16 protein-coding genes are annotated in these 14,703 nt (G+C 37.0%); 3 read left to right on the top strand and 13 right to left on the bottom strand.

Features of this window, described 5'->3' with window-relative positions; translation table 11 throughout:
* Window positions 1-294: 294 nt before the first annotated feature.
* From NPA36_RS05160 to NPA36_RS05150, 3 genes are all read left to right on the top strand, one after another.
* Window positions 295-528: an AbrB/MazE/SpoVT family DNA-binding domain-containing protein gene (locus tag NPA36_RS05160; protein ID WP_256945042.1), complete on the top strand. Its 234-nt coding sequence runs from the start codon at window positions 295-297 to the stop codon at window positions 526-528.
* A 1-nt stretch (window position 529) separates the two neighbouring features.
* The gene (locus NPA36_RS05155; RefSeq protein ID WP_256945041.1) at window positions 530-856 is read left to right on the top strand and encodes a type II toxin-antitoxin system PemK/MazF family toxin; all 327 of its coding nucleotides are present in this window, start codon (window positions 530-532) and stop codon (window positions 854-856) included.
* Window positions 857-1,070: 214 nt separating this feature from the next.
* Window positions 1,071-1,871, top strand: a complete 801-nt coding sequence (locus NPA36_RS05150) for a site-specific integrase (RefSeq protein ID WP_256945040.1) — start codon at window positions 1,071-1,073, stop codon at window positions 1,869-1,871.
* An 883-nt stretch (window positions 1,872-2,754) separates the two neighbouring features.
* On the opposite strand, the gene NPA36_RS05145 is transcribed toward NPA36_RS05150, so the two are convergent.
* The 13 genes from NPA36_RS05145 to purS form a co-directional block, all read right to left on the bottom strand.
* Window positions 2,755-3,030 (bottom strand): hypothetical protein, encoded by a 276-nt coding sequence (locus NPA36_RS05145; protein WP_256945039.1) that lies wholly within the window; start codon window positions 3,028-3,030, stop codon window positions 2,755-2,757.
* Window positions 3,030-3,332 carry a hypothetical protein gene (locus NPA36_RS05140; protein WP_256945038.1) on the bottom strand — a complete coding sequence of 101 codons (303 nt, stop codon included), beginning with the start codon at window positions 3,330-3,332 and terminating at the stop codon, window positions 3,030-3,032. The genes NPA36_RS05145 and NPA36_RS05140 overlap by 1 nt, the downstream gene beginning before the upstream one ends.
* Window positions 3,333-3,497: 165 nt before the next feature.
* The gene (locus NPA36_RS05135; protein ID WP_256945037.1) at window positions 3,498-3,737 is read right to left on the bottom strand and encodes a glutaredoxin domain-containing protein; all 240 of its coding nucleotides are present in this window, start codon (window positions 3,735-3,737) and stop codon (window positions 3,498-3,500) included.
* A 139-nt stretch (window positions 3,738-3,876) separates the two neighbouring features.
* The gene (locus tag NPA36_RS05130) at window positions 3,877-4,545 is read right to left on the bottom strand and encodes a thermonuclease family protein (RefSeq protein ID WP_256945036.1); all 669 of its coding nucleotides are present in this window, start codon (window positions 4,543-4,545) and stop codon (window positions 3,877-3,879) included.
* A 45-nt stretch (window positions 4,546-4,590) separates the two neighbouring features.
* On the bottom strand, window positions 4,591-5,238 hold the full coding sequence (locus NPA36_RS05125) for a YczE/YyaS/YitT family protein (protein WP_256945035.1): 648 nt from the start codon (window positions 5,236-5,238) through the stop codon (window positions 4,591-4,593).
* A gap of 357 nt (window positions 5,239-5,595) precedes the next feature.
* On the bottom strand, window positions 5,596-6,882 hold the full coding sequence (purD, locus tag NPA36_RS05120) for a phosphoribosylamine--glycine ligase (RefSeq protein WP_256945034.1): 1,287 nt from the start codon (window positions 6,880-6,882) through the stop codon (window positions 5,596-5,598).
* A 28-nt stretch (window positions 6,883-6,910) separates the two neighbouring features.
* Window positions 6,911-8,455, bottom strand: coding sequence for a bifunctional phosphoribosylaminoimidazolecarboxamide formyltransferase/IMP cyclohydrolase (gene purH / locus NPA36_RS05115; protein ID WP_256945033.1), 1,545 nt, complete (start codon window positions 8,453-8,455; stop codon window positions 6,911-6,913).
* Complete coding sequence (purN, locus tag NPA36_RS05110) at window positions 8,436-9,035, bottom strand: phosphoribosylglycinamide formyltransferase (RefSeq protein WP_256945032.1); 600 nt, start codon at window positions 9,033-9,035, stop codon at window positions 8,436-8,438. Before purN ends, purH begins: the two co-directional genes overlap by 20 nt.
* Complete coding sequence (purM, locus tag NPA36_RS05105) at window positions 9,032-10,078, bottom strand: phosphoribosylformylglycinamidine cyclo-ligase (protein ID WP_256945031.1); 1,047 nt, start codon at window positions 10,076-10,078, stop codon at window positions 9,032-9,034. The genes purN and purM overlap by 4 nt, the downstream gene beginning before the upstream one ends.
* Complete coding sequence (gene purF, locus NPA36_RS05100) at window positions 10,071-11,540, bottom strand: amidophosphoribosyltransferase (protein ID WP_256945030.1); 1,470 nt, start codon at window positions 11,538-11,540, stop codon at window positions 10,071-10,073. Before purF ends, purM begins: the two co-directional genes overlap by 8 nt.
* Window positions 11,516-13,744: a phosphoribosylformylglycinamidine synthase subunit PurL gene (gene purL, locus NPA36_RS05095; protein ID WP_256945029.1), complete on the bottom strand. Its 2,229-nt coding sequence runs from the start codon at window positions 13,742-13,744 to the stop codon at window positions 11,516-11,518. Before purL ends, purF begins: the two co-directional genes overlap by 25 nt.
* Window positions 13,741-14,424 (bottom strand): phosphoribosylformylglycinamidine synthase subunit PurQ, encoded by a 684-nt coding sequence (gene purQ, locus NPA36_RS05090; RefSeq protein WP_256945028.1) that lies wholly within the window; start codon window positions 14,422-14,424, stop codon window positions 13,741-13,743. Before purQ ends, purL begins: the two co-directional genes overlap by 4 nt.
* On the bottom strand, window positions 14,421-14,678 hold the full coding sequence (gene purS, locus NPA36_RS05085; protein ID WP_256945027.1) for a phosphoribosylformylglycinamidine synthase subunit PurS: 258 nt from the start codon (window positions 14,676-14,678) through the stop codon (window positions 14,421-14,423). The genes purQ and purS overlap by 4 nt, the downstream gene beginning before the upstream one ends.
* Window positions 14,679-14,703 lie beyond the last annotated feature (25 nt).

Raw genomic sequence — 14,703 nt, 5'->3', positions numbered from 1 at the left:
GTTTATCCAAAAATTGCCTAAGGCAACACAAAACCAGTTGAAAATGATTGCTTGAAACTAAATTTATGGTTCCTTTGCTTGATATTATGCGGTTTATAGGCATTTTTGATGTTTCAAGTTTTAATTTGTAATAATAAAACACCATATTATTATACATACATGAATTTATTTTGAGTGATTAGAAGGAGAGCAATTTATACAATTTGAGTTATTTAATTTAACGACTGAAAATATTTGACTATCATGTTAAATTATGTTAAATTTAATTTAACGAATTAGATTGGAGATGGTAACATGGAAACAGTAGCAAGAAAAATAGGAAATTCTGTAGGAGCAATTTTTCCGAAAGATATATCTCCGAAGGTGGGAGAAGCATTTACTATTTTAAAAATAGGAGAAACATATATATTAAAACCTAAGAAAGAAGATATTTTTAAGGATAAGAAAGCTTGGAATGGGTTCAGAGAATCTATTACTGATGAAGACTCCGAATGGGATACTATGAAGCTTGAAGGAAAGGAATACTAAGATGGATTATCCAAAACAAAAGGATATTATCTGGCTTGATTTTGATCCTTCGAAAGGTAAAGAAATAAAGAAACGCCGACCTGCATTAGTAATTAGTAAAGATGAATTTAATGAAAATACAGGTTTTTGTTTAGTTTGTCCCATTACTTCAACAAAGAGAAATTTTGCAACGTATATTGAAATAAAAGATCCTCAAAAAATAGAGGGTGAAGTAGTTACACATCAATTACGATCGGTGGACTATACGACAAGAAATATTGAAAAAATTGAACAATGTGATATGTTGACGTGGATTGAAGTGGTTGAAGTGATAGGCATGTTTATTTAGTAGGTAATATTGATAAAAAGAATAACTTGAACTTTTTGCCACGAAGGCAAAAAGTTCAAGTTATTTTATATTTTTTTGAAAAAGGGTTGCATTTTCTAAATCCATACCTTATAATATACTTATTCATGCTATCTAACAATCGCGTGAAGGGACGGCAAATCTTCGGATTTGTCGTTTTTTTATTTTCTATTTTAATCTAGGAGAAATAGTACTGATGATTAATTTTATTGATAACTACATAAAATCTATACAGAAAGACTACGCTAGAAGCACGATAAAACAAATACGTACTATCCTACATAGGTATGCTAGCCACACAGAACGAACAGGAAATTATAATCAAAAAACTTATCACTCATTTATTGAAAAATTAATGAAAACCTGCAATAAAAATACTATTGCTTATTATCAAAGAATTTTAAATAAATTCATGACAGAATTCAAGAATTCCTATCCAGAACAGAATGTCTATATTCCTTTTGAGGTACGTTCTTTTCAATACAATTCGACTATCCCTGACTTTTTTCTATACAGAGAATTAATGACAATCAAAGAACTTTTAACCTATTCTTTTGCGGTCGAAGAAATCTTTTTGTATTCATTGTGCCTGTATCAAGGTTTTTCTACAAAGGATATAAAAAATTTGAACTACAAACATTTTTGCTTTCAAACTTATGTTATTGATATGGATTATAGGATTGCAGTTTTATACAACGATCAAGTAATTTTACTAAAAGCTATTTTAATGAATCGATCCTTTTCAGAAACAAGTTTTTTCTTAAACCAAAATAGACGTGCTATGCAAGACTATAGCATTAGAAGAATTCTAAAAAAAATAGGGGAGATTAAACACCAAAATCTAACACCTAGAATTTTAAGGAATAGTTTTATTATTGAATCTCTAAACAGTGAGATAAGCGAAGCGGTTATTGTGGATTATCTAGGATTATCATCTATAAAAAATATTTGTCGCTACACGACAATCCAACAACTAATCTATTATCATTTTAACTGAGAAGCATATAACCAAAACAATAGACAGAAGAAATCCATTTATATCAAAACTAACACGAAAGAAATTCATATTTTCTTCACAAAAGACTTGAATTATTTTATTTGTATGTTATAATGTACTTGTTAGATAGCACAAGAATAAAATATATTCGAATCGCTATCTAATTACGAAGACGATGTTCTTTGAAAATTAGATATTTTTTGTGGTTTACGAAACCAAATTCAACATTCGAGCTGGTAACCTTCCCGAAATTCAACATATAACTGAAAAGATCAGGTACGAGCTATTCTATGTAGAAACATAGTGCTAGTGTTCTGAAAGATAGTTATAAGTTGTCAGTAAGGAACTTTGCGGAGACAAAATTATCCAAACTTGTAGGGAGTTTGCCAATGTTTTGATCGATGGAAAGAAATCGACAGTCAATTTATAGACATGAACTAATTAAACTGGAATTATAAGAAAATCCATATTAGAGATATAGTCATCAGACTATGAACATTCCATTTAATGAGACGCTCCAGCGACTTAAAAATAGTATATTAACTTTAACTAATAATTTAGACTCATTTTGCTCTTTTTAGTTTAGTAGAAAAGAGCAAAATGAGATTTTATATAACACTAATAAATCATACATACTACGGTGTAAATGAATTGTAGGATTAGGTTATTGGTTTCTGATAATAATACTATATTTGGTCTTATATTTTTTTACTTATATTTAGGTTTACATAATATATATTATACGAAGATATATATTTTATAAACACTCCCAACAAACAATCAGTTACTTCTATGCTCCTACACCTGTCTCTTAACTGATTTACATTACTTTGCACAAAAAAAGCTGCGAACTACCTTCACAGCTTCATACATACGATAGTCATTACTTATTATTTTTTACACCTTTAATCCGTTTATACTCACTTGAGATACTGTGTTGCATAATTGGGAAATGTTGTCTGATTTCTGGGCTTAATCGTTTCAACACAGTCATAGCTTGGTTGTAGGTTTCAACTTCTGTATAATCACCTTGAGCCAAATTCTTTGCTGTACGTTCATTTTTAATTCTAGTGATACTGGTTTGCTGCCATTTGATAATTTGAAAAACGATAAAAGCTGTGATAACTAGTTCTACAGCAATAATTACAATGCTAATCATTAATTTTCTTCTCCCTCTTGTTCTTGTGAATTTAATTTCGAACTGTGAAAGACTTCTTGAAGGTTTTTGAGCGCTCGACCTAGAGCTTCACCTTCCTCTTCTTCATCAACAAATTCTGTATCTAAGACTGCCTCTAATTCTGATACACGAGTATTGATTTTTTTCAAATAGTTATCATCTTTCATGGGAATATTTTCTAACTTTCGTTCTTTTTGAATGAGTGAATAAGTCTGCCAAAGATATGGTAAGAGAATGATAAATGGCAAAATATATAATAATGTATTTCCTGGTAATAATGGCATGTGTCTGGACTCCAATCCTAAATGAAATGTAATTTTATTATATCATTCTCTGAAAACAGTTACAAGGTGGGGTCAATACTCCCTCTCCTATCATGTTAAAAAACCTAGTAGCTTCTATGGTGACAACAGAAGCTACTAGGTATGAAGTTCGTTACTATTCTGTTTTCAAGCTCCTACAAGGGATTCTAGTAGGTCTGGGCGGAAACCAAAGAATGGTTCTATTCCTTCAGCAACGATGACTGGAAGTGATTGGAAACCTAATTCTTGAACTTCAGCTAATGCTGCTTCAGATTCAATTACATCTTTTGTTTCAAATGGAATATCGTTATCCATGAAGAATTGTTTGGTAAAGTTGCATTGCATGCAGTTTGGTTTAGAATATAAAATAACATTTTTTTGTGTCATTGAAATCGTCCTTCCTCTTATTAAGTACATGTATAATCATACAACATAATCCAAAACAAAACAACTACATATAGTTAACATTTTAAATTATTTTATTTATCCATCTATATATAGTGTGTCTAAAGCACTAGACAAGCTCTTAATCATAAACAGATACATCAAAACCATGATCAGTAACGTAGTCAGGACGTTCCCAAATACCAATAAATTCTTTTTGTGCTTTTGCTTGGGATTCTAACATTTGTGGAACAAGAGTCACGCTTGGTTTGTGTTGATACGCAGCGTTGACGAGTCCCTCTTCCAACAAGATATCCTGCAATAAGCAACCATCTACATAGACATATAAGAGTGCTCGTCCATAAGTATCTGTGTATGGTCCTAAGTCAAATGAAGCTTCAATGACTTTTGCTTTAGACAATAATTCCTCAGTACGTTCTTTAGCTTTTTGAGCCCATGGTTGTGCTGGTTTATCTGCTTTTGCAGTTTCAGGAGCATTCACGACTAATAAACGAACTTTAAATGATTTGCCTTCAAAACTAAGGCGAAAGGTATCGCCATCTGATACCGATACAAAATGGAATGGGTATCGAGTCGATTTTTCAAACACAGAAAAATCTTTGCCATCAAATGCCTTGACTTGGTGGCTTGTGCCAGTAGTTGTTAGGTCAGAATTAGAGCCTTGATCTTTATCTGTAAAAATGGGTAGACGACTTAAGACAAAGGCAATAATTAGTACCAGAATTATAGTTGGATAATGATTGTTTTTAAATAAATTAGCAAATAGATTGGGTACGATATTATCTTTCATATGCCTACCGCCTTCTACAAGTATTTTTACACAAATGTATTATTTTTATGAGAGAGTTTTTGTCTCATTTAATAAGTAGCTCTTAAAACGTTTAAAGAAAAAGTTCATAATTGGGGCAAAAATAATAAAACCGATAATGGTCCCCTCTCGAATAGTTAGATCTGTCTTAAAGATATAAGTCAAGACTAAGATAATAACAATTAGAATGCCATCTAAAGCCTGTCTTAGCTTGGCAAAGTCTTTCTTAAGGTAATCTGCAATCACCATAACTGTTGGTTCTAAAGGCATACTCACATAATTAATAGCAAGCATGAGTGCAATGGAGACAGCTACTAGCACCTGTCCACTTAAAAACATAATTAAACGTACAATGTAATTGTCTGGTATAAAAGAACCTAGAATATTGTATAGGAAAAAGTTGATAATATAGCCTAAAACAAATGCTGCAACTAACTGAAGTAGACGTCTAACTTCAAAATTCTTTCGTAAAAATAAGAGCTGAATTAGTACACAGACCGTATTGACAATAATAGTCATGGTACCTACTTTTATAGAAACAATATTCGCCAAAGTTGTCGCAAAGGCATCATAACTAGACATACCGATATCTGCTTTTACTGATAATGCAACGCCTGCACCGACACCAACTAGTCCTAGAACAACTAAAAGAACATTTCGTAAGCTTTTGTTCATTTTTGACCTCCTTTTAATATATGCCAAATCATTATACCTAATCTACCAATGAAAGTCTAATAGGATTCTGATTAAGATATTAAAAGGAAGAGATATTTCATTAATAACATAGAAAGAAATGGGACTAGTTTAGTCTTGTATTGTGTTTGGATCTTCAAGTCACCCATTTACCTATTTGACATTCGATAGGATAGGAAAAAGTCTATAGTACGATAAAACAAAAGAGTTTCCGAGAAATGTAGCAGGTTCGATTTCTGGTACATTTCTCGGAAACTCTTTTGTGATTTAGAAATACATGCTAACTTTATGGACTTTTGTTCAGTTGTAAAAAGATTATAACAGGTACCTTATCGTTCTCTATAACTTGGCTTGTAATGCCTTTTTACCTATATCGGTACGGTAAAAAGTATGTGGAATGGCAGTATCTTGTAGGTAGCTATAGACTCGTTGTTGAGCTTCTTCAATCGTATCCCCTTCTGAACCGACTAGAAAAAGTCTTCCTCCCTTAGCGTTAAAATGGGTATCATCAGTCCCCTTAGTGACGCCCGCTGCAAACAACTGTAATTGACTACCGTTTGGTACTTGAAGAGTCCCCAATGAAAAACCTGATTCATAGCTGTTAGGATATCCCTCAGCCGCAACCACTACTCCAAGGCTAACACCGTGTGATTTCCATTTTATAGTGGGGTTATAGCCACTTAAGATATCGCTAATAATCTTTGCTAGGTCGCTGTCTAATCGTTGTAGGACCACTTGTGTTTCAGGGTCGCCGAATCGAGCATTGAACTCAATCACTTTAATGCCTTCTTTCGTTACCATTAGTCCAACATAAAGAACACCATGATAAGGACTTCCCTCTTCCATCAAGCCCTTAATCAACGGTTGCACAACCTTCTTCATAGTTTCATCAATGATTTCTTGTCCGTAGTGTGGCACCGGAGAATAGGCACCCATTCCACCTGTATTTGGTCCTAAATCGTTGGTAAAGGCACGCTTATGGTCTTGAGAAATACCTGCAAAATAGGCTTTATCCTCATCAACAAAGGCAAAAATAGAAATCTCTTCGCCTTCAAGAAACTCTTCTACAAGAACTACAGCTTCTTGGTTACTTCCCTTATAGCTTTCATCTATCAGCATGCTAGACAAGGCTTCCACAGCTTCATCCATATCAAAAGCCACAACTACACCTTTCCCAGCAGCCAACCCATCTGCTTTAATCACAATAGGTAGTCCGACCTTCTCTATATAAGCTTTTGCCTCTTGAAAATCGATAAAAGTAGCTGATGTTGCGGTTGGAATCTTGTACTTATGCATTAACTGCTTAGCAAAGTCTTTAGAGTATTCAATTTTTGCGGCAGCTTTAGAGGGGGCAAAAACTTGTAGACCGGCCTCATAAAAAGCATCACTAACACCATGAAACAAAGGGATTTCTGGTCCGAAAAAGGTCCATGCGATTTCTTGTTCTTGTGCAAAAGCAACAAGTGATGTAGCGTCTGTTTCATCAATATCAACTATCTGAATGCCATCAAGTACCATTCGTGCATTCCCTTTGGCACAGTAGACTGCTTTAACTAGAGGCGATTCCAACAATTTTTTGGCAATAGCATGTTCCCTACCGCCGCTCCCAATGACTAAGAGTTTCATCTACTTCCTCCTTAAATACTAACTGTTTTTAATGTCTAAAATGTCTTACAGACGTTTTAATCATAGTCATATTGTGTTTGTTGGCCATATCGATTGACTCTTGGTCTCTGATACTACCACCAGGTTGAATAATAGCCTTTATTCCATATTCTGCTGCCAAAGCCACCGTGTCATTCATTGGGAAAAAGGCATCAGAAGCTAAGACCGCCTTGCTTAAATCAGCACCACTTGCTTTGGCTTGTTCTAAGGCAATCTTGGCTGCCCCTACTCGATTCATCTGTCCGGCACCAATTCCTAGAGTTTGCTTTTCGTTGCTGATAACAATAGCATTCGATTTTACATGTTTTACCACTTTCCAAGCAAAATCAAAAGCATCAAGTTCATCTTTAGTGCTTGCTCGGTCAGTCATCAGTTGCCATTCTACTTTATGTTCTGTTAGATTCCAATCTTGGTCTTGCACCAAGACACCACCTAAAACCGATACAAATTCAGGCTCCTTACTATTATCTATTGAAAAATCTAATGTTAATAGGCGTATATTTTTCTTTTTCTTCAAAATATTCAAGGCTTGATCTTCGAAACTTGGAGCTAGTACAATTTCTAAAAAGATATCAGATAGTGCTTGGGCTAAATCTTTTGTAACCGGACGATTAATAGCGACAATCCCACCAAATATGGATACTGGGTCAGCTTGGTAACATCTATCAAAGGCTTCTTCAATCGTTTCCGCCTGTCCAACACCGCAAGGATTCATGTGCTTTAAGGCCACAGCAGTTGGGCCCGTAAATTCACGAATCAAGCGTAGAGCTGCATCAGCATCTTTTATATTGTTATAAGAAAGCTCCTTGCCATGTAATTGTTGCGCATTGGCTAATGAATAAGCTGGAGGAATAGGACTAGTATAAAAGGCCGCTTTTTGTTGGCTATTTTCTCCATAACGAAGCACTTCTTTTAAGCCAAAACTTAAGGTTAATGTTTCAGGATTTTCTTCATGCACTTCTTTCGTCAAATATTCGGCAATCAAAGCATCATAAGCAGCAGTATGACGAAAGACTTTTGCCGCTAATTTCTTGCGTGTTTCTATGCCTGTTGTTCCACTTACTTTTAATTCCTCCAGAACAGCACTATAATCCTTAGGGTCTACAAGAACGGTCACAGAGGCATGATTTTTAGCGGCAGAACGCAACATACTTGGCCCGCCGATATCGATATTCTCAATAGCTTCTTCATAAGTAACAGATTCTTTAGAAATGGTTTCCTTAAAAGGATACAGATTCACTATAACTACATCAATTGGCTCAATCTGGTGTTCCATAATAGCACTCATGTGGCTATCTAAGTCACGCCGAGCTAAAAGTCCGCCATGAATGGCAGGATGTAAGGTTTTTACTCGTCCATCCAACATTTCTGGAAAATTGGTTACTTGATCAATGGCAATACATGGAATGTCATTTTCTTCTAAATATTTCTTTGTACCACCTGTAGAAATAATATCTATATTCAAAGCGCGTAATGCTTTAGCAAAATCCACAATACCTTTTTTATCGGAAACACTAATTAATGCTCGTGTCATAAGTCCTCCTTGTCTTCAATTGATTGATATAATCTTGAATGGTTTTAGAATAGAGACGGTGTTCAATCCCATGTATCTTTGCTTCTAAAGTGGCAAGGCTATCTGTAGATAAGATTGGTAGCTTTTCTTGAGCTAGTATTGGCCCAGAATCCACGCCCTCATCTACTATGTGAATGGTTACCCCGGTTTGATCTACCCCCGCTTCAAAGGCATCTCTTATCCCCTGTTTACCTGGAAATGCTGGCAAATATGACGGATGAATGTTGAGAATGCGTTTTGGAAATGCCTCTAACAAGGTTGAACCAACTATCCTCATATAACCTGCCAAAATGATAAGCTCAACCATTTCCTTATCTAGCTGGGCAATAATCGCTTTTTCATACTCTTTTTTAGAAGAAAATGTTTTAATATCAAAATAATAGATGGGAATGCCAGCATCTTTAGCCCGCTGATAGATTCCTGCATCTTTTTGATCACAGATAACACAAGCAATATCAGCAGAAAGTTCCTTGGACAAAATAGCTTCTTGAATAGCAGAAAAATTTGAACCATTTCCACTGGCAAATACAGCTAATCTCATAAGATGGCCTCAGTAGTAGTAATCTGTGACGGAGTTTTAGAAATGGTTTGCCCAATGACATAGGCGGGACTAGCAAGGTCAGACAGAATTTCTAAAACTTCTGCTGCCTTATCAGACCCAACAGCAATAACCATACCGATTCCCATATTAAAGGTTCCGTACATTTCTTCTAGTGTAAGTTGTCCCTCTTCTTGTAAGATCTCAAAAATAGGTAGCATTGGCCAAGAGCCTAAACTTATCTTGGCACTAATATCTTCTGGTAGCATACGTGGGATATTCTCAATAAAGCCTCCACCAGTAATGTGAGCGACGCCTTTGATTAATCCTAGTTCATGAACGGCCAAGACTTCACTAACATAGATTTTTGTAGGCGTTAGCAGTTCTTCTCCCAAAGTCCGTCCTTCTAATTGAGGAAAATGATGAGATAGGTCATAGCCCTTATCCTTAAAGAATAATTTGCGAACCAAGGAATAACCATTTGAATGAATGCCGCTTGAAGGTAAACCAATAAGGACATCGCCTTCTTTTATCGTATTTCCTTGAATTAATTCATCTTTTTCAGAAGCCCCAACTGTGAATCCTGCTAAGTCAAAATCATTGTCCGCATACAAATCAGGCATCTCAGCTGTTTCTCCACCAATTAAGGCTGCCCCTGCTTGAACACAACCATGAGCTACACCAGCAACAATTTGTTCGACAATTTCTGGATTATTTTTACCAACCGCAATATAGTCAAGAAAGAATAATGGTTTTGCACCTTGAGCTACTACATCATTGACACACATAGCAACACAATCGATGCCTATTGTGTCGTATTTTTCTTCTTGTATCGCTAGTAGAATTTTGGTACCAACACCATCTGTTCCAGAGACTAGTACGGGGTGTTTGTAATTTAAAGCACCTAAGTCGAAAAGACCACCGAAGCCGCCAAGCGCTCCTATAACACCCTTTTGATAAGTAGATTTGACATGTTTTCGAATACGTTCAACTGTTTCATAACCGGCATGAACGTCTACACCAGCATTTTTATAAGCATTAGACAAGAGCTTTCCTCCTTTTTTCTAAGTGTGCTAATTGAATTGGAGTTAGATTGGCAAAAAAATCTTTTTCATAGTCATATAAGCCGGCAGAGTAATCGCCATTAAAACATTCCATACATAAGCCTTTATAAGGTGCATCGAAAGATAATCCGATGGCATCAATAAGGCCAGCTTCGCTCAGAAATCCTAAGGAATCAGCACCTATATATTGACAGATTTCTTCAAGACTTTTATTAGCAGCAATCAACTCACTTGTAGTAGAAATATCAATCCCGTAAAAACTTGGGAATAGTAAAGGTGGAGAAGCAATTCGCACATGAACTTGATTGGCCCCAGCTTCTTTAAGAAGTTTTACAATTCGCAAAGAAGTCGTTCCTCTAACGATAGAATCATCCACCATAACAACATTTTTCCCTTCAACCACACCTTTTACAGCAGATAGTTTCATGCGAACTCCTTGTTCACGCAACTCCTGTGTCGGCTGAATAAAGGTACGAGCGATATATTGGTTCTTCACCAAGCCCATTTCATAGGGTAAGCCGCTTTGTTCAGCGTAACCACTTGCTCCTGAGAGAGAAGAATTTGGTACCCCTATGACGATGTCAGCTTGAGGGCAAGGACATTCCAAGGCCAAATGTTTTCCAGAACGCTTGCGAGCGGTATGCACGTTAACCCCAGCAATATCCGAGTCTGGTCTGGCAAAATAAACATATTCCATGGCAGCAATGGATATCATGGTATCTTTAGTATAGGATTCCACTCGAATCCCCTGCTCAGAAATGACAACATATTCTCCAGCATTCACGTTCCTGACAAATTTAGCCCCAACTGTATCAATAGCACAGGTTTCGCTAGCTAGGACATAAGAGCCATTTTTCATCTGACCGATAGCTATTGGGCGTAAAGAATTGGGATCCACTGCTCCATAAAGACAGTCTTTGGTTAATAAAAGATAGGTAAAGCCGCCTTTGATCTTGCAAAGACTTTCTTTTAATTGTTCCTCAAAAGTAGTTTTCGAACTTCGGCGTATCAAGTGCATTAAGACTTCCGTATCAGATGATGAATGAAAGATTGCCCCATCTTCTTCTAGCTCCTTGCGAAGTTGTTTAGCATTGATAATATTACCATTATGGCAAACACCAACACTCATATCATAAAAATGAAATAGAAAGGGCTGAATATTTTGAATGCTATTATTACCAGATGTAGCATAGCGAACATGCCCAATAGCACGAGAACCTGTCAAATTCGTTAAGTTTTGTGAATCCTTAAATACTTCAGCAATTAAACCTAGACCTCGATAACCACGTAGAGCAAGATGGTCTCCGGAAACAATACCAGCGCCTTCTTGACCGCGGTGTTGCAAACTGTGTAAGCCAAAATAAGTAACGCGGCTAGCATCTGGGTGATTCCAAATACCAAACACACCACACTCTTCGTTTAAACTTTTTGTTTCAGCAAACAAGGAATTGCCTCCTCCCAGAGTTCTTGGATTTCTTCAACTGCTACCGTAAAACTTTCCTGATTGGTTTGAATACTTAAATGACCATCATCAGTGACTTGTCCAATCTTTTTAAGATGGTCGCCAAATAATTCTTTCATTGTTTGGTAGTTTTCAGGACTGCTACTTAAAATAAAACGGGATTGTGTTTCACTAAAGAGATAGCTGTTAGGCATGTCCACTTGAACCTTTGCCCCCAGTTCAGTGTCAAAGACAGATTCTGCTAGTCCGATAGCTAGTCCTCCTTCAGACAAATCATGTGCTGAGTTGATTAGACCTTGCTTGATGGCTTTAAGCACCTGGTTTTGAATTTCCTTTTCATAGGCAAGGTCAAAATCCATTAATTTTCCCTCTATTCTACCCAATTCCATTTTTTGTAGTTCTGAACCATTAAAATCCGCTTTGGTTTGTCCAACTAGATAGATAAAGTCTCCTGCACACTTAAAGCTACTAGTTGTGATATGGTCTAGGTCTTCTATTAAGCCAACCATACCTATCATGGGTGTTGGGTACACGGCTTCACCATTGTATTCGTTGTATAAGGAAACATTTCCAGAAATAACAGGAGTGTTTAAGACTTGGCAAGCACTTGATATTCCATCAACAGACGTGCTCAGTTCCCAAAAAATTTCTGGTTTATCAGGATTGCCATAGTTCAAGCAATCCGTGATGGCTAATGGCTGTCCACCAGATGCCAAAATATTTCTAGCAGCTTCTGCAACGGCTATCTGACCCCCTATTTCAGGGTTCAAATATAGGTAACGGCTATTGCAGTCCGTTGTCATGGCTAAGGCTTTACGGGTTCCACGGATACGGATAACTGCCGCATCACTTCCTGGACCAACTACAGTGCTAGTTCTCACCATAGAATCGTAAGTTTGATAAATAGACTTTTTAGAGGCTAGACTGGCTTGTTGTAAAAGAGCTTTTAAGGTATCAAGAGGATGATTTTCTAAGGGCTGGTACTCTTCCATCTCTTGAAAGGCTTGAATCCGTTCTGGTTCCTTCATTGGCTTATGATAAACTGGTGCGTCTTCCGCTAAAGCATCTACTGGTAGATCTGCAACCAATTTTCCATGATGGTATAAGCGATAATTACCATCATCTGTTACGTAACCAATGGCCACTGCATCCAAATCATATTTTTTAAATAGGTCAATAATTCTATCTTCATGCCCTTTTTTAATACAAAGTAGCATCCGTTCTTGAGACTCGGATAACATCATCTCATAAGGGGTCATGTGACTTTCTCTTTGTGGCACATGGTCTAGGTTTAAGACTAGGCCCGAACCAGCTTTTGATGCCATTTCAGATGAGGAAGACACTAGTCCTGCTGCTCCCATATCTTGGATACCGACTAAAATATCTTGGTAGTCCTTAATGAGTTCTAGGCAAGCTTCCATCAATAGCTTCTCCATAAATGGGTCACCCACTTGAACAGCTGAACGTTGGCTTTCTTGCTCATCATTGAATTCCTCAGAGGCAAACGTTGCTCCATGAATGCCGTCTCGACCGGTTTTAGCACCCACATACATAATGGTATTGCCGACACCTTTGGCTTGACCTTTTTGGATGTCCTCTTGGTTGATTAATCCAACACACATAGCATTGACTAATGGATTGCCTTTATAACAAGGGTCAAAACTTGTTTCGCCACCTACTGTAGGGATTCCGATACAGTTACCATAGCCAGAAATTCCTGCAACAACTTCTTCAAAAATGTATTTTGTTCGGTCATTATCTAGTTCACCGAAACGTAAGGAATCTAGAATAGCGATTGGTCTAGCTCCCATGCTGAAAATATCACGTATAATACCGCCAACTCCTGTAGCTGCACCTTCATAAGGTTCGATAGCTGAAGGATGGTTATGGCTTTCCGCTTTGAAAACAACCGCTTGACCATCACCAATATCTACAACACCCGCTCCCTCACCCGGACCTTGTAGAACTTGTGGCCCAGATGTTGGAAACTTGCGTAAAACGGGTTTGGAATTTTTGTAAGAACAATGTTCACTCCACATAACAGAAAATAAGCCTGTCTCTGTAAAGTTAGGCTGACGGTTTAAGATGTTTTTTTCGATTAGATGGTATTCTTCATCACTCAATCCCCATTGACGGTAGAGACCAGTGTCTTTGATTTCTTTTGGACTAGGTTCTTGAAAGCTCATGCCTCTATCAACTTCCTTTCTTCATATGCTGCGACCATAGATTGGAATAGCTTTAACCCATCCCTTGAGCCAAGTAGTTCCTCAACGGCTCTTTCCGGATGGGGCATCATACCACAAACATTACCTTCTTTATTAATGATTCCAGCAATATCACTGACAGAACCATTTGGATTGCCCTTATAGGTGAAGACAATTTGATGGTTAGCTTGCAGTTGTGCTAATGTTTCAGAATCACAGTAGTAATTTCCTTCGCCATGAGCGATTGGTAGGGAGATTTCCTCTTGGTCTTGATAGGCACTAGTAAAAGCGGTATTCGCATTGCTAACAATTAATTTTTGAGGTTTGGAAATGAATTTCAAGCTTTGGTTACGTCGTAAGGCTCCAGGTAAGAGGCCTGCCTCTGTTAAGATTTGGAATCCATTGCAGGTTCCAAAAACGAGTTTGCCTTCTTGAGCAAAACGAACTACTTCTGACATGACATTAGAAAATCGAGCAATAATGCCGCAACGCAGGTAGTCCCCGTATGAAAACCCTCCTGGTAGTAGGACAGCATCAAAGCCTTCTAAGCTAGTCGCTCTATGATCTACATATTCAGCATCGTGTCCTAATACATCTCTGACAGCTGTCAGTAGATCCATATCACAATTAGAACCAGGAAAAACAATTACAGCAAACTTCATTGATTGATTCCCTCCTCAATAACTTGGAAGTGGTAGGATTCCATGACCACATTGGCCAATAATTTATCACATATTTCTTCAATAACTTGTTCAACCGGTTCTTCATCTTCATTGACCAGTATTTCAAAGTATTTACCAATTCGAATATCTTCAATAGAGTCATATCCTAAACGATGGACAGCTCCTTTTACAGCTTCTCCTTGAGGGTCCAAAACTGAATCTTTATACATAACAGTTACAAGTACTTTTTTCATGCCTAGTCTCCTTATTTTTGATAGA

This window comes from Granulicatella seriolae (assembly GCF_024543085.1).
Lineage (GTDB): Bacteria > Bacillota > Bacilli > Lactobacillales > Aerococcaceae > Granulicatella > Granulicatella seriolae.
This window is presented reverse-complemented; position numbering and strand designations above follow the sequence as displayed.